28 protein-coding genes are annotated in these 26,406 nt (G+C 51.9%); 6 read left to right on the forward strand and 22 right to left on the reverse strand.

Translation table 11 applies throughout. The features are described 5' to 3' along the window. Positions 1-12 precede the first annotated feature (12 nt). The 9 genes from JJU47_RS01640 to cyoE all read right to left on the reverse strand — a co-directional run bounded on the left by JJU47_RS01640 (position 13) and on the right by cyoE (position 7,350). Entirely contained in the window at positions 13-285 is a 273-nt protein-coding gene (locus JJU47_RS01640; protein ID WP_228615815.1) for a hypothetical protein, read from the reverse strand. Positions 286-290: 5 nt separating this feature from the next. Further along, entirely contained in the window at positions 291-905 is a 615-nt protein-coding gene (locus tag JJU47_RS01645) for an SCO family protein (protein WP_228615816.1), read from the reverse strand. A gap of 20 nt (positions 906-925) precedes the next feature. Continuing rightward, entirely contained in the window at positions 926-1,387 is a 462-nt protein-coding gene (locus JJU47_RS01650; RefSeq protein WP_024370005.1) for a DUF420 domain-containing protein, read from the reverse strand. Positions 1,388-1,410: 23 nt separating this feature from the next. Beyond that, the gene (locus tag JJU47_RS01655) at positions 1,411-2,334 is read right to left on the reverse strand and encodes a cytochrome c oxidase assembly protein (RefSeq protein WP_228615817.1); all 924 of its coding nucleotides are present in this window, start codon (positions 2,332-2,334) and stop codon (positions 1,411-1,413) included. Positions 2,335-2,467: 133 nt separating this feature from the next. Further along, entirely contained in the window at positions 2,468-2,797 is a 330-nt protein-coding gene (locus JJU47_RS01660) for a cytochrome C oxidase subunit IV family protein (protein WP_228615818.1), read from the reverse strand. A 1-nt stretch (position 2,798) separates the two neighbouring features. Next, complete coding sequence (locus tag JJU47_RS01665; RefSeq protein ID WP_228615819.1) at positions 2,799-3,425, reverse strand: cytochrome c oxidase subunit 3; 627 nt, start codon at positions 3,423-3,425, stop codon at positions 2,799-2,801. After that, positions 3,426-5,264, reverse strand: coding sequence for a cytochrome c oxidase subunit I (gene ctaD, locus JJU47_RS01670; protein ID WP_228615838.1), 1,839 nt, complete (start codon positions 5,262-5,264; stop codon positions 3,426-3,428). A gap of 68 nt (positions 5,265-5,332) precedes the next feature. Further along, entirely contained in the window at positions 5,333-6,310 is a 978-nt protein-coding gene (coxB, locus tag JJU47_RS01675; RefSeq protein ID WP_228615839.1) for a cytochrome c oxidase subunit II, read from the reverse strand. 110 nt (positions 6,311-6,420) lie between these two features. Beyond that, a complete protein-coding gene (gene cyoE, locus JJU47_RS01680; protein WP_228615820.1) occupies positions 6,421-7,350 on the reverse strand; it encodes a heme o synthase in 930 nt (309 codons plus the stop codon). 332 nt (positions 7,351-7,682) lie between these two features. On the opposite strand from cyoE, the gene JJU47_RS01685 reads away from it, so the two are divergent. Further along, positions 7,683-8,582, forward strand: coding sequence for a COX15/CtaA family protein (locus JJU47_RS01685; protein ID WP_228615821.1), 900 nt, complete (start codon positions 7,683-7,685; stop codon positions 8,580-8,582). Positions 8,583-8,634: 52 nt separating this feature from the next. Here the strand turns inward: JJU47_RS01685 and JJU47_RS01690 are convergent, their stop codons facing one another. The 4 genes from JJU47_RS01690 to JJU47_RS01705 all read right to left on the reverse strand — a co-directional run bounded on the left by JJU47_RS01690 (position 8,635) and on the right by JJU47_RS01705 (position 15,116). After that, complete coding sequence (locus JJU47_RS01690) at positions 8,635-9,990, reverse strand: cryptochrome/photolyase family protein (protein WP_228615822.1); 1,356 nt, start codon at positions 9,988-9,990, stop codon at positions 8,635-8,637. Between the two features lie 54 nt (positions 9,991-10,044). Further along, positions 10,045-13,494 carry a pyruvate carboxylase gene (locus tag JJU47_RS01695; protein ID WP_483298111.1) on the reverse strand — a complete coding sequence of 1,150 codons (3,450 nt, stop codon included), beginning with the start codon at positions 13,492-13,494 and terminating at the stop codon, positions 10,045-10,047. Between the two features lie 21 nt (positions 13,495-13,515). After that, positions 13,516-14,751 (reverse strand): FtsW/RodA/SpoVE family cell cycle protein, encoded by a 1,236-nt coding sequence (locus tag JJU47_RS01700; protein ID WP_228615824.1) that lies wholly within the window; start codon positions 14,749-14,751, stop codon positions 13,516-13,518. Between the two features lie 86 nt (positions 14,752-14,837). Next, entirely contained in the window at positions 14,838-15,116 is a 279-nt protein-coding gene (locus JJU47_RS01705) for an Fpa/YlaN family protein (RefSeq protein WP_034805704.1), read from the reverse strand. Positions 15,117-15,288: 172 nt separating this feature from the next. On the opposite strand from JJU47_RS01705, the gene JJU47_RS01710 reads away from it, so the two are divergent. Then, positions 15,289-15,756, forward strand: a complete 468-nt coding sequence (locus tag JJU47_RS01710; protein ID WP_228615825.1) for a hypothetical protein — start codon at positions 15,289-15,291, stop codon at positions 15,754-15,756. 95 nt (positions 15,757-15,851) lie between these two features. Next, positions 15,852-17,048 carry a multidrug efflux MFS transporter gene (locus JJU47_RS01715; protein WP_483298112.1) on the forward strand — a complete coding sequence of 399 codons (1,197 nt, stop codon included), beginning with the start codon at positions 15,852-15,854 and terminating at the stop codon, positions 17,046-17,048. A gap of 28 nt (positions 17,049-17,076) precedes the next feature. Here the strand turns inward: JJU47_RS01715 and JJU47_RS01720 are convergent, their stop codons facing one another. Further along, entirely contained in the window at positions 17,077-18,393 is a 1,317-nt protein-coding gene (locus tag JJU47_RS01720; protein ID WP_228615827.1) for a PhoH family protein, read from the reverse strand. Between the two features lie 32 nt (positions 18,394-18,425). Then, positions 18,426-18,875 carry a PNPOx family protein gene (locus JJU47_RS01725; protein WP_228615828.1) on the reverse strand — a complete coding sequence of 150 codons (450 nt, stop codon included), beginning with the start codon at positions 18,873-18,875 and terminating at the stop codon, positions 18,426-18,428. 110 nt (positions 18,876-18,985) lie between these two features. Here JJU47_RS01725 and JJU47_RS01730 point away from each other — a divergent pair, with 110 nt between their 5' ends. Further along, positions 18,986-19,186, forward strand: coding sequence for a YlaI family protein (locus JJU47_RS01730; RefSeq protein ID WP_228615829.1), 201 nt, complete (start codon positions 18,986-18,988; stop codon positions 19,184-19,186). A 38-nt stretch (positions 19,187-19,224) separates the two neighbouring features. On the opposite strand, the gene JJU47_RS01735 is transcribed toward JJU47_RS01730, so the two are convergent. Both JJU47_RS01735 and typA read right to left on the reverse strand, forming a co-directional pair. After that, entirely contained in the window at positions 19,225-19,569 is a 345-nt protein-coding gene (locus tag JJU47_RS01735; RefSeq protein ID WP_228615830.1) for a YlaH-like family protein, read from the reverse strand. Between the two features lie 85 nt (positions 19,570-19,654). Beyond that, the gene (gene typA, locus JJU47_RS01740; protein WP_228615831.1) at positions 19,655-21,499 is read right to left on the reverse strand and encodes a translational GTPase TypA; all 1,845 of its coding nucleotides are present in this window, start codon (positions 21,497-21,499) and stop codon (positions 19,655-19,657) included. A gap of 162 nt (positions 21,500-21,661) precedes the next feature. Between typA and JJU47_RS01745 the strand changes: the two genes are divergently transcribed. After that, the gene (locus JJU47_RS01745; protein ID WP_228615832.1) at positions 21,662-21,838 is read left to right on the forward strand and encodes a DUF5325 family protein; all 177 of its coding nucleotides are present in this window, start codon (positions 21,662-21,664) and stop codon (positions 21,836-21,838) included. Between the two features lie 39 nt (positions 21,839-21,877). Here the strand turns inward: JJU47_RS01745 and JJU47_RS01750 are convergent, their stop codons facing one another. The 3 genes from JJU47_RS01750 to JJU47_RS01760 all read right to left on the reverse strand — a co-directional run bounded on the left by JJU47_RS01750 (position 21,878) and on the right by JJU47_RS01760 (position 23,910). Further along, complete coding sequence (locus JJU47_RS01750) at positions 21,878-23,131, reverse strand: inositol monophosphatase family protein (RefSeq protein ID WP_228615833.1); 1,254 nt, start codon at positions 23,129-23,131, stop codon at positions 21,878-21,880. Between the two features lie 78 nt (positions 23,132-23,209). Next, entirely contained in the window at positions 23,210-23,398 is a 189-nt protein-coding gene (locus JJU47_RS01755) for a hypothetical protein (RefSeq protein WP_015881266.1), read from the reverse strand. 245 nt (positions 23,399-23,643) lie between these two features. Further along, positions 23,644-23,910, reverse strand: coding sequence for a UPF0223 family protein (locus JJU47_RS01760; protein ID WP_228615834.1), 267 nt, complete (start codon positions 23,908-23,910; stop codon positions 23,644-23,646). Between the two features lie 185 nt (positions 23,911-24,095). On the opposite strand from JJU47_RS01760, the gene JJU47_RS01765 reads away from it, so the two are divergent. Beyond that, a complete protein-coding gene (locus JJU47_RS01765) occupies positions 24,096-25,577 on the forward strand; it encodes an aminotransferase class I/II-fold pyridoxal phosphate-dependent enzyme (protein ID WP_228615835.1) in 1,482 nt (493 codons plus the stop codon). A gap of 107 nt (positions 25,578-25,684) precedes the next feature. On the opposite strand, the gene JJU47_RS01770 is transcribed toward JJU47_RS01765, so the two are convergent. Both JJU47_RS01770 and JJU47_RS01775 read right to left on the reverse strand, forming a co-directional pair. Beyond that, positions 25,685-26,008 carry a DUF3055 domain-containing protein gene (locus JJU47_RS01770; RefSeq protein ID WP_228615836.1) on the reverse strand — a complete coding sequence of 108 codons (324 nt, stop codon included), beginning with the start codon at positions 26,006-26,008 and terminating at the stop codon, positions 25,685-25,687. A 118-nt stretch (positions 26,009-26,126) separates the two neighbouring features. Continuing rightward, positions 26,127-26,406 (reverse strand): transposase (locus JJU47_RS01775; RefSeq protein ID WP_228615837.1); only part of this gene is annotated, 280 nt, incomplete at its 5' end.

Genomic DNA, 26,406 nt, shown 5'->3' on the forward strand with positions numbered 1-26,406 from the left:
CCTCCTTGTTCATTACGTCGCAATGACGTTCAATGTCACATCTACTTGTCCGAGCAACAAATCAAATTGGTCTCGGATGTAACGGTACAGCCGTTCCGCTTCACTGAGCGAGAGCGGTGCGATCACTTGGTAATCGTACCGGTCTTTCGACAGCGACACGACTTTCACTTCGGTCAAGCCGAATTCGATTGCGCTACAAGCGATCAAATCTTCGATCGCTCGTTCCGCGATCGTCACATCCCCGTATGAATAATCATTCCCGATGACAGCCATCGTATCATTCATCGTCTTCACTCCTTTTCTGCAGCGAGCACGCTCACGTCTTCCATAATGGATTCGATATCGACCGGTTGATCTCCTGTCGTCGCCATTTGTGCAACCGCCCGTACGTCATGGTGACGGTCGATGATATACATCGTCGTCGCGTGCGTGACGAGACCACTGTTCGCTTTCGAGTAATAGAACTGAAGCTGACGGGTGATGCGGTCGATGTCGGCCTTCTCACCGGTCAACACTTTCCATCCGGTCGGTTCGGCCTGGAACGCCGCCCCGTAATTTTCAAGCACCGGGACCGTATCGACGTCTGGGTCGACCGTGATGGCGACGAGTTCAACGTCCGTGCCGTAAAGCCCTTCCGCTTTCAGCTCTTGTTCGAGCTTCATGAAGTCCCGCAACGTCAACGGACAAATATCAGGACAGTTCGTGTAGAAGAACGTGACGATCTTTACTTTTCCATTGTCGGAGTTGTACGTCTCTCCATCGAGTGCGTTCGTGAGCGTGAACGGTGTCGGTTCTTGAATGACCGGCAAGTCGTCTTGTTTGAAGAATAAGAAGTAAGACGCCACTCCGAGAGCGACCAAGACGGCTACTGTCAAACCGACCGTCATATAACTGTTCCGTTTCATCCTCATCCTCCTCTCTCGGATCACCCGCCGATAATGGCACGGAAGACGTTCGTCGTCTCACCCGGTTCAAACGCGACGTAGAGGAGCACGTATACTGTGACTCCTGTGATGGCCGTGAAGAACCAGACGACAGACGCTTTCGGCCCGATTTTCCGGTGTTTCTCGATTTTATTTTTATAACCGAGATACAAGGTGATCAGTCCGAGAACACCGCCAGTTGTCGCGAGCAGGATGTGGAAGATCATGAACGCCAAATAGTATGGTTTGATGCTGTCCGGACCACCGAACGCCGTGTTGCCGACGAAGATAGTGCGTGACACGTAAAGAATGAAAAACGTCGTAGCGGCCACGGCGGCGGCTGTCATGACTTTCTTATGCTTCTCAATGTCACGGCGATCGCGTGCGATGATGACCCAGCCGATGGCGACTAAAATCGCACTGAGCACAATGAACGACACACTAATCAATGCAAGATAATTCATCGTTGTTTCCCCTTTGACTTAACTCATTTTTTCTCTTGTTGGTCGTGCGGTGTGAATGACATTCCTTCATCGAGCGCGAGCGACTTCGTGCGGCGCACCCAGCCGAAGAACGTCCAACCGAAGAAGAAACCGTAGACGACTTCTTGACCGAGCTTCATGAGGACCCCGCCGAAGCGTTGATCTTCAAGAGCGCTGTTCGTCGCTCCCATGAGCGCATTCAAATCTAGTCCAGACACGTCCCCGTTCGGCATGCAGTATCCGAGCACGGTCGCAAACGTCTCCACGTCTGTATACGCGTCATAAAGGATGTTATGACTGAAGATGATGAGCGCACAAGCAGGCGTGAGCAGCACCCCGTTCGCGATGATGTACACCATCCGCTTCAAATCGGACAACCCTTCCTCTTCTTCCGAGATAAACGGTGCGATGACCGGATACCACATCGTCAAACTGAAGACGACGAGGGCGCCGTGGAAGATGCGGTGTACTTCATAATTCGTCAACACGTAATCAAAGATGAATGGCATGTGATATAACGTGAACAACGCGTTGAACAAGATGAGCGCGATGAGCGGCTTCGTCATGAAGCGGAACGCCGGCCCAATAATTTTATAACTGAATAACTTTTCAAACACCCAGTAAGGCATCCCGTAAATGATGAGCGCCGGCGCGAGCACATACACGAGCACCATTTGGAACATGTGCACCGAGAAGATGATGTGTGCGAGCACGTCGACCGGACTTCCAAAGCCGATATAATAAAGCAAAATCCCAAACAGCATGCTGAATTTTTGCAGCAACGTGGTCGACTCGTATCCCCGCTTCGCCATTTTCTCTGTGACGACCGCGTACAGGACGTATAGCCCTACCATGAGCAATCCGAACAATGGACTCCAAAGCGTTATCCAATCGAACTGCCTGAGTAGCTCTGATGTATTCCAGAGCATCCCTTCACCCCTTTTCTGTCTCTCCCAAACAATGAAACCGTTCACTTCAAGATTACTATTCCTTTATTTTTGAAGTAAAGCAAAAAGGACCGAATCATCTGTGTTTCCACAGATGTTCAATCCTTTGTCACATTTACCAAATGAGCAAACGAAGTGCCGCGACCGTGATGATGGCGACGAAGATGCCGAGCCACATCATCCCGACGATCCACGTGTTGCCACGGTTGTTCATATGCATGAAGATATACAACTGCAAGAACACTTGGATAATGGCGAGGATGATCAAGAAGCCACCCGCCGCCCAAACCGGCATAAGTTCAGCATAGACAGCGCCGAACGCTACGAATGTGAGTAAAATCATCATTGCGAAACTGATCAATTGAAGTTGATACTCACGTCTCGACTCTGCTTTCACTTCGAGCTCTAACTGCTTGTGCGATTCGTTCATTTGACGTTTTTCCATATTAGCTCACCATCCCTAAGAGATAGACGATCGAGAAGATGAAAACCCAGACGACATCGATGAAGTGCCAGTATAGACTCGACACATAAAACTTCGGTGCGTTATGAACATCGATCGGACGGTTCCAGTTACGGATAAGCAACGTCGTGATCCATAGAAGACCGAACGTCACGTGCGCCCCGTGGAAGCCGACGAGCGTATAGAACGCAGAACCGAACGCGCTCGACGTGAACGTGTGACCGATATGGTAGTAGTGGATGAACTCATAGATTTCAGCCGCAAGGAATCCAGCCCCGAGGACGAGTGTGACAATCAACCAAAACTTCATACGGCCCGGATTATTCGCTTTCATGTTCATCATCGCGAGCACGCTCGTAAGCGAACTCGTGAGGAGGAGCATCGTCATGAAGAAGACGAGCCCCATCTCGAAAATGTTGTAAGAACGGAGTTCCTCTGGCGCACCAGAGTTCAAAAGACCGACATACGTTCCGAATAGCGAGGCGAAGAGGACAGTCTCTCCACCGAGGAAGAACCAGAAGGCCACATATTTATTTTTCCCTTCCAGTGTGGCTTTCTCTGGATTGGCCGGAATACCGGTTACCGGGTGTTTTTCAACTGCATGTGCCATTTATTGTTCTCCTTTCTCACGAATCGCTTTCAAATCCGCTTCGACTTGTGATTTTGGAATGTAGTAGCCGTGATCGTCGATCCATGAACGGAGGAACATCGATACGAACGTCATGAGCAGACCAAATCCGATGAGTGACCAGCCGAGAACCGGGTTATCCATTTGGAAGATCGCACCGAGACCGGCGATGAACAATCCAAGTGACATGAAGAACGGGATGAGCGAGTTGTTCGGCATATGGATATCTGCTACCGGTTCGGCGACAGAGACCCGTTTGTTGCCCGCCATCTTCTCAAGCCAGAACGTGTCGAGGCCTTTGACGAGTGGTGTTTGGGCAAAGTTATACTCTGGAGTCGGCACAGGAAGTGTCCACTCAAGCGTACGTCCGTCACCCCAGTGGTCTGGTTTGACGACTTCTTTCGACAGGAACGCCTTGACGACCGCGATGAGCAAGATAATCGTTGACACACCCATGAAGAAGGCTCCAATCGTCGATAGCAAGTTCATCGTCTCAAAACCTTGGTTCGGAAGGTATGTGAAGACGCGGCGTGGCATCCCGAACAATCCGAGGAAGTGTTGCGGGAAGAACGTCAAGTGGAAGCCGATAAAGAACAACCAGAACTGCCAGTATCCGAGCTTCTCAGAAAGCGCTTTGTTGAACATGAGCGGGAACCAGTAATACAATCCAGCGAATAGGCCGTAGACGACCCCACCTACGATAACGTAGTGGAAGTGGGCGACGACGAAGTAACTGTCGTGGTACTGATAGTCAGCCGGTGCGACCGAGAGCATGACCCCAGTCATCCCTCCGACGAGGAACGATGGAATAAACGCGACCGAGTAGAGCATCGCAACGTTGAACTTGATTTGACCGCCCCATAGCGTGAACAGCCAGTTGAAAATTTTGACCCCGGTCGGGACCGCGATTGCCATCGTCGCGACCGCGAAGATCGAGTTGGCGACCGGTCCGAGACCGACCGTGAACATGTGGTGGACCCAAACCATGAATCCGAGGAAACCGATGAGCATCGTCGCGAATACCATCGTCGTGTAACCGAACAGGCGTTTACGCGCGAACGTCGGAATAATTTCCGAGAAAATACCGAATGCCGGTAAAATCAAGATGTATACTTCCGGGTGACCGAAGATCCAGAATAGGTGTTCCCAGATGATGACGTTACCACCCATTGCCGGGTTGAAGTAAACGGCACCGAAGAGTCGTTCGAACATCAACATTAACAAGCCGACCGTAAGTGGCGGGAACGCGAAGACGATCAATGCCGATGCGACGAACGTCGTCCACGTGAACAGCGGCATCCGCATGAGCTTCATACCTGGTGCGCGCATGTTCAAAATCGTGACGAGGAAGTTAATCCCTGCCATGAGTGAACCAAAACCTGAAATTTGAAGACCGAGCGCGTAGAAGTCGACGCCTGTCGCTTCCGGCTGGGTTGATAGTGGCGCGTAAGCCGTCCACCCTGCGTTCGGTGCAGCTCCGAAGAACCAGCTCAAGTTGAGCATGACTCCCCCGAAGAAGAACAACCAGAAACCGAGTGAGTTGATGAACGGGAACGCGACATCGCGCGCCCCGATTTGAAGCGGAACGACGGCGTTCATGAAACCGAATAGCATCGGCATCGCCGCTAGGAAGATCATCGTCGTCCCGTGCATCGTGATCAACTGGTTAAACGTCTCACCGCTGACGAAATCGTTCATCGGGCGAACGAGTTGCCATCGAATGAGTAACGCTTCAATTCCACCGAGAAGGAGGAAGAAAATCCCTGAGAACAAATACAAAATACCAATCTTTTTGTGGTCAACCGTCGTAATCCAATCCATGATGCCATTGTATTTACGCGATTGCTGCAATGCAGTGGTCTGTGCCACGTGAAATCCCCCTTTTCCCGTTAGTCAAGCTTCTGATCGTACAAGAAGTCAACGAGTGCGTCTAACTCTTCATCACTGATTTGGCCTTCACTGAAGCCAGGCATGAGTGCGCCTTGTTTCAAACTTTGCGGGTCACGAATCCATTGTTTCAAGTCTTCCTCGTTGTTCTCGAGGTAGCCGATCAACCATTCGCGATCACCATAGTTCGTTAAGCTCGGCGCGACTTTCCCGCCCCCGTGACAGCTCAAGCAGCTCTCGACATACACTGCTTCGCCGACTGTGAGGTTTTCGTTGTTCGCTGTGAGACGTTCCGCGTCTTCATCTTGCTTCGCTTTCATGTCCTCAAGCCACTGATCGTAATCAGCTTGGTCGAGGGCGATGACTTTGAAGTCCATGAGGGCGTGTGACGGACCGCAGAGCTCGGCACATTTTCCGTAGAACGTACCAGGTTCGTTCGCATGGAGCCACATCTCATTGTCGAGTCCTGGGTTCGTATCCGTTTTACCAGACAAGGCCGGTACCCAGAACGAGTGAATGACATCTTTAGACGTTAAGTTGATGCCGACACGTTTGCCTGTCGGGATAACGAGTTCTTGACCAGTGACGACACCGGCGTTCGGATATTCGAACTCCCACCAATACAGGTTAGCCGTGACGTTGATTTCTTCTTCTTTTTTCGCTTCTTTCGCTTTCGCGAGCTCGACGGTCGTCGTGATCGTCGGTACAGCGAGAATGATAAGTAAAATGATCGGGACGACTGTCCAAATCAATTCGAGCGTGCTACTTCCTTCGACTTGCTTCGGAATCGAATCATCTTTCCGACGGAACTTTAGAAGGACGTACACATAAATGACCGTAACGATGACGAGTACGAAGAGCATGATTGCCAAACTGATGAGAATGATCCGGAGCTGAATTTCAGCGCCTTCCCCCATCGGGCGCAAGGCCGACAATCCCTCAACGCCGCAACCTGATAATAAGATTGCGAACATCATCATCGGGACGATGCCAAACAGAAGCTTCTTAAATGATTTCACAACAATCCCCACTTTCTCCCAAAATGATGTGCAAAGGTTTCTATATAGTGAGTGCGACTATCAAAGTGCCGTCATGACGAAGGCAGAGCCGTCAGCATGAGTGCGACAATCCACACGACTAAATAAATTAATGAATAGAAGAACATTTTGTTCGCCCACTTGATCTCATCTTCGGCTTTAAATCCTTTCAAACCGAGATACAACCAGTAGCCCCCGAGACCGGCCGTGATGATCACGTAGACCGTACCGTAGTGCATAAAGAGGAGCGATGCCGGAATGAGCGTCGCGATCCACCAAATGATTTGGCGCTTCGTAATGGCGAAACCGTTGACGACGGGCAGCATCGGAATGCCGGCCGCTCGATATTCTTCAACGCGTCGCATCGCGAGCGCGAGGAAGTGCGGCGGTTGCCACAAGAACATGACGAGGAACATGAGCCACGCATCAATATGAAGCGCGGGATCGATGGCTGCCCATCCGATGAGCGGCGGGACCGCTCCGGAGATACTGCCGACGACCGTGTTCAACGTGTGTGTCCGTTTCAGCCACATCGTATAGATGACGACATAAAAAAATGCCCCGATTAAACCGAATACCGCTGCCACATACGACACGATCAACAACATGAATGTCCCGACCGCAAGTTGCGTCAATCCGAGGAGCAAGATGCGCTCTCCTGAAATCTTACCGGTGACACTCGGTCGATCGTCTGTACGTCCCATCAAGTAATCGATATCACGGTCCACGAAGTTGTTTAGGTAACAACTCCCGGAAATGACGAGTGCGCTGCCTAACATAGTTAATAAGAGCTGTGGCCAGACTTCAAATAAATAAAGTACCGGCGTATCACTCTGATATGTTGCTGCCACGAAGAAACCTGCGAACACCAATAAAAGATTGGCTCGCACGATTCCCATTTTTGCGAGAGCAACATAGTCACGGAATGAGGCGGATTCTGTATATTCTACTTCTGCCATCATTCCTGGGTTGACTTTTGTCATACTGACCCCCCCACATAATCACGAAATCCTCGTATTCTTTTCACAGAAAAAACACAATATAAGCAAAGTACACCTAACTCATAACAAAGATACCATATTTTTAAAAAGAATACGTCGTTTATGCTTGTAAAATAGCGAGTTTTTTGTGACGAACGTGTGATAAATATCACAGCAAATCCGCTTTGCTAATACTAGAATAACGATTTTGATAGCGATTGCAAGCTTTTCCGTTTCGTTTTTCTGAACGAAAGCCGTATAATAAGTATGGCGAAAAAAATAAGAACTGACAAGGCGCAATTGTTGTGATTTTTCTCAAAAGCAGGTGGTAACGAATGCATAAAAAACTCGCACTCTTCTCAGGGTTTGTCACCCTCGGAATGATGCTCGTCCTCATCATGGGTGGAACCGTGACGAAGACAGACTCAGGAGACGGTTGCGGCACCGATTGGCCGCTCTGTCACGGGAAGCTGATCCCGACGAACCCGAGCGTCGAGACGATGATCGAATACAGCCACCGGGTCGTTTCCGGGATCGAAGGGCTGCTCATCATCGCCTTGACGATTTGGACGTTCGCGGTCGTCAAAAACCGGTTCGACGTCAAAGTGTTCGCGTTTCTCGCGTTCATCTTCATGTTGATCCAATCGATCATCGGCGCCGGTGCCGTCATCTGGCAACAGTCGGACGCGATTCTCGCGCTCCATTTCGGAATCTCGCTCGTCTCGTTCGCTTCTCTCCTCATCTTGACGATACTATTATTTGAAGGAGAACGGGTCCATCGTGCCGTCTCTGAACGGTTGAAAGTCCATCTTTACGGATTGACGATCTACACGATGGTCGTCGTTTACACGGGCGCTTACGTCAGACACCTCGGCGCCACGTACGCTTGTGTCGGTTGGCCGATTTGTGCGCAAGACGTGTGGACGTTCGAATCATGGGTTCAGATGGGCCACCGCATCATGGCGGCCCTCCTCGTCTTCTACACGTTGTACGTCCTTTACTTGGCGCGTCGGGAAACGAACCGTCTCGTCGAACGCGGCATGTGGGCATCTTTATTCTTCATCTTGCTCCAAGTCGGGACCGGGGCGTGGATCGTGCTCGGCGGACATGCGACTTACGTTCCTTTGTTGCACGCGTTCTTGATCACTTGCTACTTCGGCATCGTCTCCTACTTGGCGTACCATGCGTATCGGAGTACAAAACGTGCCGGCCTCGCTAAGCGAGATATCGGTTAATCGGATAGACGAAAGGACGGCCTTCTCGTGTGATAAGGCCGTCCTTTCGCATTCATTGAGCATCTTTGAAGCGTTCGAGTGCCCGGGCTCGTGCCGCCTTATGGTCGACGACCGGATCGGTGTATCCGTCCCGCTCGGCCGCGTCCGGGAAATGAATCGCTTTCCCTTCGACGCCGGAGAGTTCTTTCACGTACTTGCGAATGAACGTCCCGTCTTTGTCGAACTTTTCCGATTGAATCGTCGGATTGAAGATCCGGAAGTACGGCACGGCATCCGTCCCGACCGAGGCGGCCCATTGCCATCCGCCGATATTCGAGGCAGCCTCATAATCAATCAACTTCCGCTCAAAGTAACGCTCCCCTTTTCGCCAATCGATCAAGAGATGCTTCGACAAGAACGAAGCGACGATCATGCGGAGCCGGTTGTGCATCCAGCCCGTCTCATTCAATTGGCGCATCGCCGCGTCGACGATCGGATAGCCCGTCTCGCCTCGGCACCATTTCTCGAACTGCTCCTCGTTCTCTTCCCAATCGAGATGTTTGTACTTGTCATTGAACGGTCGGTCTTTCAGTCCCGGGAACTGCACCATGATCATGTAGTAGAACTCACGCCACAACAGTTCATCGTAGTACGTGTCCCGCCCGTTTGACTTCGGTGCCGAAAGCACCGCTTCGGCGACGGTACGAATCGATAACACGCCGGTCCGAAGATACGGTGACAACCGGCTCGTCCCAGCAATCGACGGGATATCGCGGTCTTCATCATAGGCGTCGATGCGTTGGTCGACGAAATCGTTCAGCCGTTTATGAGCTGCCGTTTCACCGAGCGCTTTCCATTGCCGCTTGCAGCGGTCGAACTGTTTCTTCAGTTCAGATGGGACCTCGTTTTTTGTCGTAACGAGTCGTTTCAAACGGTCACGATTCACTTCATACGGTTTTGGCGGCATCTCTTCGTAGGCTGCCTTTTTGAACGGTGTATACACTTTGTACGGGTCGCCATCTTTTTTTGTAAAGGCGTTCGGTGCGAACAAATGGCGATCGAGCAACCGTACGACAAGCACGTCGTCTCCGAGTAGACTGATGACTTTGTCGTCTCGTTGTTTGAACGGTTCGACATACTCCGCATTAAAATAAAGTGCACCCACTTCTCCGAGTTGATCGACGAACGCCTCCGCCGTATCGGCTACAATGACTCGAAGACCGAGGCCGTGTTCTTCTAAGTCGTCCATGAAACGCTTCATCGTCGAGAAGTAGTAGTCATGGCGCGTATCGAACGGGTCGCAGTATTTCGGGTTAAGCCAAAATACGAACGCCGCCTCGTCCCCTTCCTCTACGTCTTTCAAAACCCGATGCAACATATGATTATCACCCAGTCGAAAATCCGACCGGAACCAACATACTCGTCTCATTTTTCTCTCCCCTATCTAAAAAAAAGAAGCATAGCCCTGCTATGCTTCTTCCCATTATACAAACTCGATTAACAAGTCGTCACTTTGGAGTGTGTCGCCTTCTTTAATATGGATTGCTTTGATTTCTCCGTCTTGAGCGGCTTGCACCGTCGTCTCCATCTTCATCGCTTCGGTGACGAGGAGCTGTTCACCGCGGTGAACCCGGCTGCCCGGCTCGACGAGTACTTTCAACACCGATCCCGGCATTGACGCGCCGACTTGTTTCGGGTTCGAGCGGTCCACTTTCGGACGGCTCGTCGTCGCCGACTTCACGTTGACGTCTTTGATCTCGATTTCACGCGGTACCCCGTTCATCTCATACGAGACGAGGCGGATGCCGTCCTCGTTCGCCGCGCTCACTTGGACGAGTTTGATAATGAGCGTCTTCCCGGTCTCGATTTCGACTTGGACCGTCTCACCGACATTCAATCCGTAGAAGAACGTCAACGTATCAAGTACCGACACATCACCGTACGTGTTCGTGTGCTTGATGTAATCGTCGTACACTTTCGGATAGAGTGCATGGGCGAGCAACTCAAAGTCCGTGACCGGACGTTCGAACTTCTCGAACAGTTCGGTCCGTGCCGCCTCGAAGTCGTACGGCTTGATCAACTTACCTGGACGGACATCGAGCGGCGCATCGCCTTTCAAGATGGCTTGTTGCACGTCAGTCGGGAAACCGCCCGGAGGCGTTCCGAGTTCGCCGCGCATCATCTCAACGACCGAATCCGGGAAGTCGAGCTGGTGGCCGCGCGTGATGACGTCTTGCTCCGTCAAATCGTGTTGGACCATGAAGAGCGCCATGTCCCCGACGACTTTCGACGACGGCGTCACTTTGACGATATCGCCGAACAACATGTTGACGCGGGCATACATCGCCTTCACTTCGCCCCAACGGTCGCCGAGACCGACCGCTTTCGCTTGCTGTTGCAAGTTCGAATACTGTCCACCCGGCATCTCATGTTCATACACGGATGGGTGCGGGGCACGCATGTCGCTCTCGAACGGTTCGTAGTTGTGGCGCACGTCTTGCCAGTAGTCGCTGATGACTTCAAAATGCTTCACGTTCACTTTCGGTTGACGCTCATGATGATCGAGCGCATAGATCAAACTGCCACCCGAAGGTTGTGACGTCATGCCCGACATCGAGCTCGCCGCGACGTCGACGATGTCGACGCCCGCATCCGTCGCCCGGGCGTACGTGAAGATCCCGTTTCCTGACGCGTCGTGTGTATGCAAGTGAATCGGTAAATCGACGGCGTCTTTTAACGCCGAGACGAGCGCGTACGCTGACTCCGGCTTCAAGAGGCCAGCCATGTCTTTAATCGCTAAAATATGGGCCCCGCTCGCCTCGAGTTGTTTCGCCAAGTCGACATAGTATGGCAAATGATACTTCGGACGGTTGCCGTCATATAAGTCGCCCGTGTAACAGATGGCGGCCTCGGCGACTTTTCCGGTCGGCAGTGTCGCATCGATCGCGAGTTGAATCGATTCGATGTTGTTCAAGCTGTCGAAAATACGGAACACGTCGACACCGGCATAGGCCGCTTCATGGACAAACTTCTCGATGACGTTGTCGGCGTAGTTTTTATATCCGACGGCGTTCGCCCCGCGAAGAAGCATTTGAATCAACACGTTAGGCATCTTCTCACGGAGACGCATGAGACGGACCCACGGGTCTTCTGACAGGAAGCGATAAGCGACGTCAAACGTCGCCCCGCCCCAAGCCTCGACCGAGAACAGTTCCGGCATGAGTTTGCTCGTCGGCTCCGCGATGTTCAAGATGTCTTGTGTCCGCATGCGGGTCGCGAGCAACGATTGGTGGGCGTCACGCATCGTCGTGTCGGTCAAGAGAAGCTCCGGTTGACGCTTGATCCAGTCAGCCAAACCGTCCGGACCGAGTTCTGTCAGGATTTGTTTCGTGCCTGGTTTCGCCTCGGCCGGGAGGTCGTGCGGAATGCGAACCGAGCGGCTGATCGGCTTGTCTTTCAAACCGACGCCCGGGAAGCCGTTCACGGTGACGTCTCCGATATAGTTCAGCAGTTTCGTCCCCCGGTCTTTCCGTTTCGGGAAGACGAACAGTTCCGGTGTCTCATCGATGAACGACGTGTTATAGTCGCCGCTGATGAAGTTTTGATGTTTCATCACGTTGATCAAAAACGGGATGTTCGTCTTGATTCCGCGAATCCGGAATTCGTTCAAGTTACGGACCATCTTCGCTGCCGCTTGTTCAAACGTCATGCCATGCGTCGACAGTTTGACGAGGAGCGAGTCGTAGTATGGCGAGATTTCAGATCCGACATAAGCGTTCCCGCCATCAAGTCGGACACCGAAGCCGCCCGGCGAACGGTACGCCATGATTTTCCCTGTGTCCGGCATGAAGTTGTTTGCCGGGTCTTCCGACGTGACACGCGACTGAATCGCGTAACCTAGCAATTTGATGTCTTCTTGCTTCGGCATATGGATGACGTCGCCATGGAGTGACTCTCCTTGAGCGATCATAAGCTGCGTTTGAACGATATCGAACCCGGTCACCATCTCGGTGATCGTATGCTCGACTTGGACACGCGGGTTGACCTCGATGAAATAGAACGACTCATCTTCCGTGACGAGGAATTCAACCGTACCGGCGTTGATGTAACCGACGTGACGCATCAATTGGACCGCCGCATCACAGATCGCTTGCCGCGACTGTTCCGACAACGTCACACACGGTGCGACCTCGACGACTTTTTGATGACGGCGTTGGACCGAACAGTCACGCTCGAATAAATGAATGATGTTGCCGTGGTCGTCCCCGAGAATTTGCACTTCGATATGCTTCGGACGTTCGACCAATTTTTCTATGTACACTTCGTCTGATCCGAACGCTTGCTTCGCTTCCGACTTGGCCCGCTCAATCAAATCTTTCATCTCAGCTTCTGAGCGGATGACACGCATCCCGCGGCCACCGCCGCCCATTGATGCCTTGACCATGAGCGGGAAACCGTGCTCATTTGCGAAAGCGAGTGCGTCCTCATACGAAGTGAGCGGACCGTCAGAACCCGGGATGACCGGGAGACCGGCCGCGATCGCGCTTTGACGCGCCCGGACTTTGTCACCGAACGCGTGCAAATGCGATTCGTTCGGACCGACGAAGATGATTCCTTCTTCGCGGCAGCGACGGGCAAGGTCAATATTTTCCGACAAGAACCCGTATCCCGGGTGGATCGCGTCAGCCCCCGACTGTTTCGCAATCCGAATCACGTCTTCGATGTCGAGATAAGCATCGATCGGCTTTTTATCGAGCCCGATCAAATACGCCTCGTCGGCCTTGAAACGGTGCAACGACCCGCTGTCTTCCTGTGAGTAGACTGCGACCGTGCGCATTCCTAATTCTGAGGCTGCCCGGAATACCCGGATAGCAATCTCGCCTCGGTTGGCTACAAGCAACTTAGTAATTGGTTTCAAACTAAATCCCCCCATTTTAGTAGTTGTATACAAGACTTACCTTACTACATGCAAAGATGAGCTTTGAACGTTTTGTTCTGACTTTTCCCGGACCTCCGCGCGTCTCGTCGCTTCCCGATGCCGATTTCGCATCGAGATGCTACTGAGCACGCCGAGAATCCCCATCGTCATGACGAGCGATGTCCCGCCGTAACTGACGAGCGGGAGCGTCACCCCGGTCCCAGGGAACCAACCCGACATCGCCCCGATATTGATGGCGGTTTGCACCATCAATTGGGCCGCGATACCGAACGAGACGAACATCGCGAAATGATTGTCCGTATGGTTGGCGATGTTGATGGCCCGAAACGCGATGAAGAAGAGCAAAGCGAGCACGACGAGCACGCCGATAAACCCTAACTCTTCGGCAATGATGGACATGATATAATCCGTCTCCGGTTCGGGCAAGTACCCGTATTTCTGATAACTATTCCCGAGGCCGACACCGGTCAATCCTCCATGGACGATGGAGATGATTGACATGAGCAGCTGATGGCCGTATCCTTCCGGGTCCATGAACGGGTTGAATACGACATTGATTCGACTGACTTGGTTCTCTGTGAAAAAGAACGTGTACATCACGTACACAAGACCGATTCCGGCAAGGATGGCCGGGACGATGATACGCAACGGCGCACCGACCGCGAGCCAAATCATGAACATGATCGCCCCGAGGACGAATAACCCGCCGTGGTCCGGTTGCCCGTTGATGGCGATGGCGTACGGGAGAAAGAAGTAAATCGACGGGATCAAAAAGAACGCCCCGACTTGGGCACGCCACCCTTTCTTCACGATGGCCGCCCGTCCGATCCGTCCAGGCAAACCTTTCAATTCATGGTTCCAGAGCTGATGATAGTAGTTCGCTAACAGCAAGATGAGTGCGAACTTGGCAATTTCGACCGGTTGCATCGTGAATCCGCCGATCACGAGCCAAGCACGGGCACCGTTCAGCGGCGGCATCGCCCACGTGACGAACAACAGCACGACCGTCAAAAAGTAGAGACCGTACAAAATGTGGGTTTTACGGAAATTCTCATAGCGGAACATCGTCGCGATCAAATAGGCGAAGATCCCAATCCCGACATAGATGAGCTGTCGGTAGAACAGGCTGCTGTTCGCATAGTCTCCTCGATTCCACACGCTCGCACTGTAAATCATGACCGAGCTGAGCCCAACGAGCATGAGCACGGCGATAAACAACGTAAAATCAAAATACTGAAATCTCGTTTTCATCTTTTCACTTCCTTATGTACAGCAATCCGCAACCTGTTATAAAAAAATACTCAAACAGCGCCGCTTGCACAGTTTGAGTATAAGGTTCATAATTCTGAAGCTTCCGCTAACGCAGACAGCTTTTGTTCCAATGAATCGAGCAGTCCCTTACCTTCAATGTCTGAAATGAGTCCGAGACGGACCGCAAAATCGATTTGGCGTGATAGACCGAACATATGTGTATCAAGCACCTCTTCATAAAGCGGGCACTTCGGCATTTTTAGGTTTTCTAACTGCACTTCAATCAAACAACGGATTTTTTCAGCATCGGCCTCAAGTAATTGAAGCGCTTGCTCCCGTTGGACTGCAGCCAAATTTGTCGCCACTACGACCCCTCCTCCGTACAATGACAGACTGTTTGTCATAACTCAACTGTACATTATATTTCATCATAATTCAATGTACAGTCTGGATTCGAAGCGAGTTTCTCGCATGTTCCCTTTTTCCTTGCAAAACTTGTATAATGTACAGTGTATCGTGAATAAAGGGGGAATACCAATGATTTTTCCGCTAGATGGAGCCGTTCGTCACGCACTGACGATCGACCCGACCGTTTGGATTTTCGACGACCGGAAACGGAACATCGACGAACTCGACCGTGAAGCCGAGAGCGATCACGACGCCTACTATGCCAAGATGGGGAAAGCATGGGATGACGGGTTGACCGAAGGGACGCGTGTCGATCACAACAAGCCGATGTCACGGGCTGATAAAGACGCCGCGCTCCGCGACTCGTTCGCGATGCCGTTCGCTCCGTTCTTGAAGAACGCAGAACCGCTCGCCTCGGCGACACATGTCAGCTTTTACGGGGAGACGACGTTGACGATTCCACTCGCTGACGCCGCACTTGTGTATTTGCAGTTCTCTAAAGATGGCAAAGTGCTCACGGACGGTCCGGTGTATGTGCTCTATGACGATCAATGCATCCGCGCCGTCGACCATATCGTCGTCCGGAACGAGATTTGAGAAGGCTCCGGCCTTCTCTTTTTTTAGACTTTTTACTTCACAAAGTGTAAGATATTAAATATGTATTTTTAGATAGAAAGGTCGTGACGCTTACGATACCGTTATGGAAAAAGAACTTAATCATCGTCTGGGTCGGGAGCTTTTTGACGGCAGCTTCGATGAGCCTCGTCTTGCCGTTCTTGCCGTTGTTCATTGAACAGCTCGGCGTGACAGACCCCGACCACGTCGTCACGTGGTCGGCGATCGCGTTCGGGGCCACATTCCTCGTCGCCGCCCTCGTCTCCCCGCTATGGGGTCGTCTTGCGGATCAAAAAGGCCGTAAGCTCATGCTTATCCGGGCCAGCCTCGGAATGGCCATCGTCATGACGCTCATCAGCTTCGTCCAAGATGTTTACCAACTCGTCGGGCTCCGTCTCGTCATGGGTGCCGTCTCTGGATTCATCTCAGCGGGGATCACGCTTGTCGTTTCACAAACACCAAAAGAGAAAAGTGGCTGGGCGCTCGGCACCCTGTCGACCGGTGGCATTACCGGCGGCCTCCTCGGTCCGTTGATCGGAGGACTGCTCGCCGACTGGATTGGGCTTCGATCCGTTTTTCTCTTTACCGGAAGCGCACTCTTCGTGACGTTCTTGATCACGCTCTTGTTCATCAAAGAAGATTTCGTTCCGGTGGCGCGCGAACGACTCGATTCGACGAAATCGATCATTCGTTCGCTCCGCCATCCCCGGCTCATCCTTAGCTTGTTCTTGACGACATTTTTAATCACGTTCTCGACCCAGTCGATCGGACCGCTGTTGACGCTTTACGTCCGTGAACTGAATCCGTACACGACATCGCTCGCCTTCTTGGCCGGCCTCGTCGCCTCGGCTCCAGGTGTCGCCGCCCTCGTCTCGGCACCGCGGCTCGGTCAACTGTCCGACCGCTACGGTGCGGAGCGAATCTTGTTTTGGGCGCTCATCATCTACAGCACGTTGTTGATCCCGCAAGCTTTCGTGACGTCGACGACGCAACTCATCTTGCTCCGGTTCGGCCTCGGTTTCGCGACCGCTGCGCTCATGCCATCGGTGCAGTCACTTCTGCGTCAACATACACCTAGCTACGCGACAGGGCGAATCTTTTCGTACAACCAGTCGGCCCAGTTCATGGGAAACCTGCTCGGTCCGCTCTTCGGTTCGCAAATCGTCGTTCATTTCGGATTTTCGGCACTGTTCATCGTGACAGGGCTCATCATGTTGACGAACGCCTTTTTAGAAAAGTCGAACGTTCAAGTGCTTCATCCAAACCCTAAATAAACGCCGAGCAGCCGCTCGGCGTTTTTCTTTATAACAAGTCGGCGGCCAACCGGGCGAGCGAAGAACGCTCCCCTTTGATGAGTTGGACGTGACCGAACACGTTTTGTCCTTTGAATCGTTCGACGGCGTACGTCAAGCCGTTCGAATACTCGTCCAAATACGGGTGGTCGATTTGATACGGATCACCGACGAGTACGATTTTCGAGTTTTCCCCGACCCGGGTCAAAATCGTCTTAATTTCATGTTTCGTCAAGTTTTGCGCTTCATCGATGATGATGAACTGATCCGGCATACTGCGTCCGCGAATGTACGTGAGCGCCTCAAGCTGAATCGACTTGATGCCGGCCAAAATGTTGCCGAGCTCATCTTTCGAATTGGCGTTGAACAGGAATTCTAAATTATCGTAAATCGGTTGCATCCAAGGCCGAAGCTTCTCTTCCATCTCGCCAGGCAAGTAGCCGATATCATTCCCCATCGGGACGACCGGCCGGGCGACGACGAGTTTGTTGAAGCGATGCTCGTCTTCGACGAGCGAGAGGCCAGCTGCGAGAGCGAGCAACGTCTTCCCGGTTCCGGCCTTGCCGAGCAAAGTCACGAACGGGATGTCGTCACGGAGCAGCAAATCGAGCGCCATCCGTTGCTGAACGTTTCGAGGATGGATGCCCCATACGTGCTCGGCGTCGAGCGACAACGGCCGGACGATCGGTTGCAACGCATCGACGACGGCGAGCGCACTCGCTTTTGAGACGTTGCTTTTCAAGACGACGAATGAGTTCGGGTAAAGCGGATTTTTAGACAGCGCCGACACCGGAAGTTGACGGACTTGATAAAATTCGTCGATCAGCGCTTGATCGACCTCGATTTCCAAATAGCCGGCGTACAAGTTCGTCGTATCGACGATATGGTCGGTCAAGTAGTCTTCGGCCTCGATCCCGATGGCGTCCGCTTTAACACGGACGAGTATATCTTTCGAGACGACGACGACTTTCCGGGTCCGGTCGTGCTCATATTGTTTCATTAACCCAAGTGCGACGGTTAAGATACGATTGTCGTTCGTCATGACGTCGAACGGAAAATCAACCGTATGTTCATGTCCGATTTCGACGAACAGACGACCGCCGTTCTCAAGCGGCACCCCATCATGGAGTTTACCGGTCGTCCGGAGTTGGTCAAGGACACGCGCCGTCTCTCGGGCGTTACGTCCGACCTCGTCCATGTTGCGTTTCTTCCCGTCGAGCTCTTCTAAGACGATCGCCGGGATGACGACATCGTGCTCATCAAACTGGAATAATGATAGCGGATCGTGTAGAAGTACGTTCGTATCGAGCACATATGTTTTTTTCATAGACTTTGCCGCCCCTCGCAAATTGTTGGTGATCAAGAGTTCAAGCTTGCCTTGACTTCACGGTCCAACTTTTCTGCTGCTTCGACATCGTACGTCTTGATGATGTCCGGTTGTCCGAATGTCGCGCCGTAGAACGAGATGTTTCGGACTTCTTCGACCCGCCCTTCGAAAAATCGAAGGTGTAGCGCCGGAACGATACTGGGTTCAAACTCCGCGACCGGAGATAACGTCGCATTGTACGCCGAGCCTCCTTCAATGAAGACGAGACTTGCCGTTTTTTCTTGCCTCAACAACGTGATGAGATGTGAATTTTTCGTCAGGGCGAACCGAATCGTCTGTCGCGCCGGGGCTTGCACCCAACTGATGGCATGTGTCGTCGGCCATCGCTTCGCTTCATCGAACGCGACTAAAATCGATAACGGCATGTCGTTCAATGCGTCTTGTTGCGCGTCAGACAACTCAAACATTGCTTTACTCGCCATACGCTCCCCTCCTCAATCGGGTATATGAATTGGTTTCGCCCTTACCCCTTTCATTCCCTGCTTTTCTATTGTGAAATCATGCTATAATCATAGAAGAGGAAGGTGAGACCATGCGCGTAAAGTGCTCTCTTTGTGACAACATCGAAACGATTGACTCGTGGTCGTTCGAAGCGAAACGACTTCGCAACAAACCGGCCAAAACGTATATGTGCCAAACATGCCACGACCGCATCACCGAACGAACGGCAGAGCGGGCGGCAACAGGCCACTTCAACTTATATCCGTCTTTCCGTCAAAAGCGAAGATGGTAACAAAAATGGACGCCCCGCACTTCCGGGACGTCCATTTTTTAATGCGATTCGATGCCTTGGCGGCGGTTCCACCAAAGACGCCCGCGATAGATCGCCAAGACGACGGCCATGACGGCGAGCACTTCTGGAATCGGCCACGTGAAGAAGACGAGCGCCATCGTTCCGGCACCGAGTGACAACAAGATGTAGACGACGAGTGACTTCCACCACGTCAACTGTTTGGCAAAACCTAGTTTGAACACAAGAATCGTAAGTAAGATGACCGTGATAATCAACGCATTAAATCCGACCGAAAAGTCGTTCGCGTCACTGCCGACGCCGAGGAGCGAGGCGATCCACGGCACATCAATTTGTGTGATGTCCATCGTTTGAGAAGCTTTCAAGCTGATAATCCCCCTTTATTTCTTACACATCCATTCTACACTATCCAAAACAAAAGGGAACGCCGAGGCGCTCCCTTTTTCCCACTTATTCTTTACCAAGTTTACGACGCTTGTCTGCTTTCTCGCGTTCGTTCTTGTTCAAGACTTTTTTACGGAGACGAATCGACTCCGGTGTGATTTCGCAGTACTCGTCATCGTTCAAGAACGTGAGCGACTCTTCGAGTGAGAAGACGCGTGGACGTTTCAACACTTGAGTCGAGTCTTTTGAAGAAGCGCGCATGTTCGTCAACTGTTTCCCTTTAACGGCGTTGATCGCAAGGTCGACGTCACGGTTACATTCACCGATGATCATTCCTTCGTAAACGTCCGTACCTGGCTCGATGAAGATCGTCCCACGGTCTTCAAGGGCACCGATCGAGTAAGCCGTCGACTTACCAGGCTCGATACAAACCATGACTCCACTGCGGCGGCCGCCGATATCAGCAGAGATGAACGGACGGTACTCTTCGAACGTATGGTTCAAGATCCCGTATCCGCGTGTCGCTGACAAGAACTCGTTACGGTATCCGATGAGACCACGTGAAGGAACGATGAATTCCATACGCGTCTGACCGTTGTCGTTCGTGTTCATGTTCGCAAGTTCACCTTTACGGAGACCGATCGATTCCATGACTGAACCCGTGTACTCTTCCGGCACGTCGATGATGACGCGCTCGAACGGCTCGATTTTTGTACCGTCTTCCTCTGTACGGATGATAACTTGTGGTTTCGAAACTTGAATCTCGTAACCTTCGCGACGCATGTTCTCGATCAAGATCCCGAGGTGAAGTTCACCGCGTCCTGAAACGACCCATTGGTCAGGTGAATCTGTATTTTCGACGCGGAGCGATACGTCCGTCTCAAGTTGTTTCATCAAACGCTCTTCGATTTTACGTGCTGTCACGAAATCGCCTTCGCGTCCTGCGAACGGTGAGTTGTTTGTCATGAAACGCATTTGAAGCGTCGGCTCATCGATACGAAGAAGCGGAAGTGGCTCTTCTTTACCGACAGGTGTGACCGTCTCACCGACGTTGATGTCTTCCATCCCGGCGATGGCGATCAAGTCACCTGCTTTGGCTTCTTCGATTTCAACGCGCTTGAGGCCGAAGTAACCGAACAATTTCGTGACGCGAAGTTGCTTGATCGATCCGTCCGTTTTGCAAAGTGACACTGACTCGCCGACTTTGATTTTCCCGCGGAACACGCGACCGACACCGATCCGGCCGAGGTAGTTGTCATAGTCGAGCATCGTTACTTGGAACTGGAGCGGCTCATCCGAGTTATCGATTGGCGCTGGTGTGTTCTCAAGAATCGTGTCGAGCACGTACGTGATTGTATCTTCTTGCTTCTCTGGATCAGGATCGAACGAACTTGAACCGCTGACTGCTGACGTGTAGACGACAGGGAATTCAAGTTGATCTTCATCTGCTCCAAGGTCGATCAACAAGTCGACAACTTCGTCGACGACGTCGAGTGGGCGGACCATCGGCTTGTCGATTTTGTTGACGACAACGATTGGGCGAAGACCTTGGTCGAGTGCTTTCTTCAATACGAAACGTGTTTGCGGCATGCAGCCTTCACGCGCATCGACGACGAGGATGACGCCGTCTACCATACGCATGATCCGTTCAACTTCTCCACCGAAATCGGCGTGACCTGGTGTATCAACGATGTTGATGCGTGTGTCTTTGTAATCGATCGCTGTGTTTTTCGCGAGGATTGTGATTCCGCGCTCACGTTCGATATCGTTCGAGTCCATGGCGCGCTCAGCGACCATTTCATTCGTCCGGAATGTACCAGACTGTTTCAACAATTCATCGACTAGCGTTGTTTTACCGTGGTCAACGTGGGCGATGATCGCGACGTTCCGAAGGTTTGTTCTTACGTTCATGTAGTTAGTCCTCTCTTATTTAAAAAAGTTTCATCTTTTATTCAACTTAAAGAGTATAGCACACGTTCCACTACCTTTGTCGAGTGATATTGCCTGTTACCGTTTCCATTTGCCGTCTTTTTGCATACAATAGAGAAGATTAGAGAAAAAGGGGGAATCTCCATGCAAGCCATGTTCGTACTCATCGCCATCGCTGTCGTTGCCGGTTTTGTCGGCATCGGCGTCGGCGTCGCCGAAGGAAGTGCCGCCATCATCATCGGCAGTCTCGCCTTAAGTGCGGTCGCCACCGTGTTTGGAATCAACTTACGTCGACGCATCCTCTCGAACCGACAATCATGACAAAAGCCCGGGCAGAGTAGATGCCCGGGCTTTTCCGATTCATAAGTCCCGTGTCAAGCAGATTCTGTCGAGGAGCGGAAGACCGTCTTCCTCAATCGCCGGGTACCCGTGGTTCGGGAAGTAGTCCCGTTCGACCGATTCGAAACGAAAACCGGCTTGTTGATAGAAACGGAGCTGGACGACGCTCGAGTTGCCCGTGCAGACGAGTATTCGCTTCGCGCCACTCCCATTCGCCCGACGGATCGCATCTTGAAGCATCCGTTGCCCGATCGTTTGGTTTTGACGATCGGGTTTGACGGCGATGTTGACGAGTTCGACCAACTCGCCGCTGCGTCGAACTAGCATATACGCTCCGACGAGTTCTCCCCCGAGCATCGCCTCATACGTCTCACCCGTCTCGTACTGCTCCCGCACCATCTCTTCATGCGGGTTCGCTAACACGAGCAAATCACGTACCCGGTCATACGATTCATTCGACGCAACCGTCAAGTCCGGTCGCGATTCAAGGGCGGCCCCTTTGGCGATGACGTAATGTTTGACGACGTCTTTGACGAACGTCTCACTGCCGGCGAGCACCGACGTCTTGCCGTCGTAGCGGACCGGTTCCCCATATAAGGAGACGACCCGCCCCCCGACCTCTTCAACGAGCAGTTTCCCCGCCGCATAGTCCCAAGGCATGTTTCGCATCGTAATATAACCGTCGACACGGCCCGCAGCGAGCCAGGCAAGTTCAAGCGAAGCAGCCCCGTGCGCCCGCGTACCGACCGAGTCACGTACGATCGGGGCGAGGATTTCCGGCGCGATTTGTTGATTCGGAGTGACCCACGTCGCGTTCATGCTGAGGAAAGCGTCGCGGACGTGATGTTCATGAATGGACGTGAGCTTTCTGCCGTTCAACGTCGCCCCGTGACCACGACGCGCCACGAACAATTCGTCCGCCATGACGTCGTACACGAAACCGTATTCGATGACCTCATCGACCATGACCGCGACCGAGATCGCAAACATCCGTTTTTGGTGAATGAAATTGAGCGTCCCGTCGATCGGGTCGACGAACCAGACCGTCCCGGCTAAATCGTCGGGCTCCGTGGAAATGCCTTCTTCACCGACGATGTGATGGTCGGGATACGTCTCGCGGATCCGGTCGACGATCAACTGTTCGACAGCGCGATCAATTTCTGTCACCAAGTCGCCTTTCCCTGTCTTTCGTTCGATTCGATAACTCTCATCGATTTGGAGTCGAATATATTCTCCCGCTTGTTTGATCAAGTCGATTGCAAACCATTCCAACATGATAATCACCTCTATATGTATTGTACCAAACAAAAACCAGTATTCGCTTAGAATACTGGTTGAATGAGTGGTTGTGGGTCAGGCTTCGAGACGCAAAAGTTCTTGGCGGTACTTCTCTAACCGATGCTTGCTAGCCTGGACAGTGGCATCATCTTGTGACGCCATCGCATCGAAGAGCGTTGCCAATTCATAATCAATCTCTAAGCGCAGCACCGGAATTCTTTTTTCTGCGTCTTTTCTTTTGAATGCCTCGATCACTTGTTTCATGAGATGCCACACTCCTTTAGTTGGGCTACAAGTTACGGTTTAGTAAGTTGAATTGAGTATATCAGATGAGATTCAAAAAAGAAAGAGAATTGTCTGACTATTTTGAATTTTTTATCTTAGTGGATATATTCCCACTTCAACCAGTCCTAAACCTGAATTAACTGTTAGTGATATGTACCCTATTCCTGCAAGAATTAACAAAAAAAGCATAAGAAAACGACGCGGTTCTCTCATGCTTTCCTGATTCATACTTTTAGAATCTTCGTATTTGATTTTAACGCTGCTTGGACCGTACGATAGGTAGAGTATCCGGTCTGTTCGTCGTGTACCGCACTCAATTGTTTCTCTTCTGACTTAGATGTCACGATTTGTTTGAACGACCGATACGCGTCCATGAACGCTTCACGATCGACGCCACCTTCATTCGCGAGCGCGACTTGATTGTAGAACTCGACGACGTCGATGAGCTCTTCTGTCGTCCAGTCTGGATTGATCGGATAGTTGATTTGCATATTGTTCACCTCGACACCCATTGTATCAACAAAAAAAACTATTGCAAGTTGAGTTGGAAATCTCTATAGTTTTTTTGTTGCATCGTTTTTTTATGACCATCCATGAACAATAATTGGGGAAAGACATATAGCATGATTTGAAGGACCGACCTCATACACAACCTGATTATAAGGAGGACTTACTATTGAAACTTAAAGCTGCTACTCAGCTCGAGACACCGTTATTTGACACGTTGCTCACGCACGTCGACACGAACCCGATCGCATTCCACATTCCTGGCCATAAAGGCGGAAAAGGGATGGACCCGGAATTCCGTGACTTCATTGGCGAAAACGCGCTTAAAATCGATTTGATCAATATCGCCCCGCTCGATGACTTGCATCATCCGAAAGCAGCGATCGCTGAAGCGGAGCGTCTCGCAGCCGAGGCGTTCCTGGCCGACGAGACTTTCTTCTCGGTCCAAGGGACATCAAGCGCCATCATGGCGATGATTATGGGAGTCGTCGGACCGAACGAGAAGATCATCGTCCCGCGCAACGTCCACAAATCGGTTATGTCGGCACTCGTTTTGACGGGCGCCCATCCGGTGTTCATTCACCCCGAGTTTGATGAAACGTACGGCATTGCCCACGGGATCACGGCGAGCGCCGTTGAACGCGCGCTCGAGCTGCATCCGGATACGAAAGCCGTGCTCGTCATCAACCCGACGTATTTCGGTGTCGCCGGTGACCTCGAACGGATCGTCGCTGTCGCCCATGCCCAGGACGTCCCCGTCCTCGTCGACGAAGCGCACGGTGTCCATTTGCCGTTCCACGATGAACTTCCGCTCTCTGCGATGCAAGCAGGCGCAGACGTCGCGGCGACGAGCGTGCATAAGCTCGGTGGCTCGATGACAGGTAGTTCGATCTTGAACGTACGTCGTGGTCTCGTCTCACCCGAACGAATCCACGCGATGCTGTCGATGATCACGACGACGTCGACGTCTTACTTGCTCCTCGCTTCACTCGACGCGGCCCGCCGTCAACTCGCGACAAAAGGTGAGGCGATGAACGAACGTGCCTTGACGCTCGCACGAATGGCTCGTACAGCCATCAACGACATGCCGCACTTGTCCGTCTACGGTCATACCGAACTCCATTCTGAGTCGACGTATGCGCTCGACGAGACGAAAGTGCTCGTCTCTGTTCGTGATCTCGGCATCACTGGATTTGAAGTCGAGAAGTATTTGCGTGAGACGCACCGGATCGAAGTTGAAATGTCCGATTTGCTCAACGTCTTGTTCATCGTGACGAGCGCTGACGACGAATCGACGATTCAAGCGTTGATTGACGGCATGTGTGATGTCGTGTCGGTCTACAAGCGGTCTGGCAATGACTCGTTGTCGATCATGTTGCCAGAGATTCCTCCACTCGCGCTCAGCCCGCGTGACGCTTTCTATGAAGAGACGGAAACGATTCCGCTCGAGAACGCTGTCGGACGAATCTCGGCTGAGTTCATCATGGTATACCCTCCTGGAATCCCGATCATCATCCCAGGAGAACTCATCACGGCCTCGACGCTCGAGTATATCACTGCCAATATCGAAGCCGGCCTCCCGGTCCAAGGACTTGAGGACGAATCGCTTCAAATGATCAAAGTGATTCAGCAAACGAAAGCAATCCGTTAAGACGAAAGCGATCCGGTCCATGGACCGGATCGCTTTGTTGTCATCAAAAGAAAAGGTGGCTTATGATGATCGAATTGCTTCCCCTATCTCTCATTATAAGAAAACGCTTACATTTTTTCAAGAGAAGATTTTTCAGTTTCATCGTGATTGACATCTCGTTCTCCCAGACAGAGTCGCAAAAACTCGGCGACGTGATCGGTATCACGTAACGCGATGCCGAGCATCGGATAGAGCTGTCTCGGCTCTTCTAACGCGTGCATGTCGAGAAGGGCGGATTGGCCGGTCTGCATGCAGACGACGAGCACTTTACCCATAAATTGATGTGTATAGACAAAACCAAAATCGTAGCGTGACATCTCCGTTTCAATACCGGTGAAGCGAACACGGCTCGTTTCGGAGACTGTATATAATAACTCTTCATCGAACGCCATCTCGTAGTCCCTCCTTTCTAACATCTGTATATATTTTTCCTTTATACTCGACGTATGAAACTTGAACTACCTCCACCTACGCTTCGCTAAGAGGTGGAGGATTCCTGGGTCATCCAGTCTAACGACCGGAACCTGGCCAGGCTAGCCCCGTCGTCCCGACGGTTGAAGAAGCCAAGATACGTTCAGCCTCTAATTTCAAGTTCATTCCTGCGTTGATATCTCGGTCATGACGGACCCCGCAATTCGGGCATGTCCACTCACGCAGACCGAGATGCTTCACGTCCTTGTGTCGATGGCCGCAACCCGAACAGAGCTGGCTCGAGGCGAAGGTCTTCCCGACCTTCACGACGGTCTTCCCGTACCAGTCCGCCTTGTATGCGAGCATGCGGAAGAACGCC

The sequence above is a fragment of the Exiguobacterium sp. genome, from assembly GCF_020832205.1.
GTDB lineage: Bacteria > Bacillota > Bacilli > Exiguobacteriales > Exiguobacteriaceae > Exiguobacterium.

Excerpts from the sequence above, each read along its gene's own strand:
- JJU47_RS01710 (WP_228615825.1), top strand. The coding sequence starts at position 15,289 with ATGATTTTTCCGCTAGATGGAGCCGTTCGTCACGCACTGACGATCGAC.
- JJU47_RS01720 (WP_228615827.1), bottom strand. The coding sequence starts at position 18,393 with ATGAAAAAAACATATGTGCTCGATACGAACGTACTTCTACACGATCCG.
- JJU47_RS01665 (WP_228615819.1), bottom strand. The coding sequence starts at position 3,425 with ATGGCACATGCAGTTGAAAAACACCCGGTAACCGGTATTCCGGCCAAT.
- JJU47_RS01655 (WP_228615817.1), bottom strand. The coding sequence starts at position 2,334 with ATGCTCTGGAATACATCAGAGCTACTCAGGCAGTTCGATTGGATAACG.
- JJU47_RS01685 (WP_228615821.1), top strand. The coding sequence starts at position 7,683 with ATGCATAAAAAACTCGCACTCTTCTCAGGGTTTGTCACCCTCGGAATG.
- cyoE (WP_228615820.1), bottom strand. The coding sequence starts at position 7,350 with ATGACAAAAGTCAACCCAGGAATGATGGCAGAAGTAGAATATACAGAA.
- JJU47_RS01650 (WP_024370005.1), bottom strand. The coding sequence starts at position 1,387 with ATGAATTATCTTGCATTGATTAGTGTGTCGTTCATTGTGCTCAGTGCG.
- JJU47_RS01645 (WP_228615816.1), bottom strand. The coding sequence starts at position 905 with ATGAAACGGAACAGTTATATGACGGTCGGTTTGACAGTAGCCGTCTTG.
- JJU47_RS01725 (WP_228615828.1), bottom strand. The coding sequence starts at position 18,875 with ATGGCGAGTAAAGCAATGTTTGAGTTGTCTGACGCGCAACAAGACGCA.
- JJU47_RS01695 (WP_483298111.1), bottom strand. The coding sequence starts at position 13,494 with ATGGGGGGATTTAGTTTGAAACCAATTACTAAGTTGCTTGTAGCCAAC.
- JJU47_RS01690 (WP_228615822.1), bottom strand. The coding sequence starts at position 9,990 with ATGAGACGAGTATGTTGGTTCCGGTCGGATTTTCGACTGGGTGATAAT.
- typA (WP_228615831.1), bottom strand. The coding sequence starts at position 21,499 with ATGAACGTAAGAACAAACCTTCGGAACGTCGCGATCATCGCCCACGTT.
- JJU47_RS01745 (WP_228615832.1), top strand. The coding sequence starts at position 21,662 with ATGCAAGCCATGTTCGTACTCATCGCCATCGCTGTCGTTGCCGGTTTT.
- JJU47_RS01750 (WP_228615833.1), bottom strand. The coding sequence starts at position 23,131 with ATGTTGGAATGGTTTGCAATCGACTTGATCAAACAAGCGGGAGAATAT.
- coxB (WP_228615839.1), bottom strand. The coding sequence starts at position 6,310 with ATGATGATGTTCGCAATCTTATTATCAGGTTGCGGCGTTGAGGGATTG.
- JJU47_RS01730 (WP_228615829.1), top strand. The coding sequence starts at position 18,986 with ATGCGCGTAAAGTGCTCTCTTTGTGACAACATCGAAACGATTGACTCG.
- ctaD (WP_228615838.1), bottom strand. The coding sequence starts at position 5,264 with ATGGATTGGATTACGACGGTTGACCACAAAAAGATTGGTATTTTGTAT.
- JJU47_RS01700 (WP_228615824.1), bottom strand. The coding sequence starts at position 14,751 with ATGAAAACGAGATTTCAGTATTTTGATTTTACGTTGTTTATCGCCGTG.
- JJU47_RS01770 (WP_228615836.1), bottom strand. The coding sequence starts at position 26,008 with ATGGCGTTCGATGAAGAGTTATTATATACAGTCTCCGAAACGAGCCGT.
- JJU47_RS01640 (WP_228615815.1), bottom strand. The coding sequence starts at position 285 with ATGAATGATACGATGGCTGTCATCGGGAATGATTATTCATACGGGGAT.
- JJU47_RS01755 (WP_015881266.1), bottom strand. The coding sequence starts at position 23,398 with ATGAAACAAGTGATCGAGGCATTCAAAAGAAAAGACGCAGAAAAAAGA.
- JJU47_RS01660 (WP_228615818.1), bottom strand. The coding sequence starts at position 2,797 with ATGGAAAAACGTCAAATGAACGAATCGCACAAGCAGTTAGAGCTCGAA.
- JJU47_RS01760 (WP_228615834.1), bottom strand. The coding sequence starts at position 23,910 with ATGCAAATCAACTATCCGATCAATCCAGACTGGACGACAGAAGAGCTC.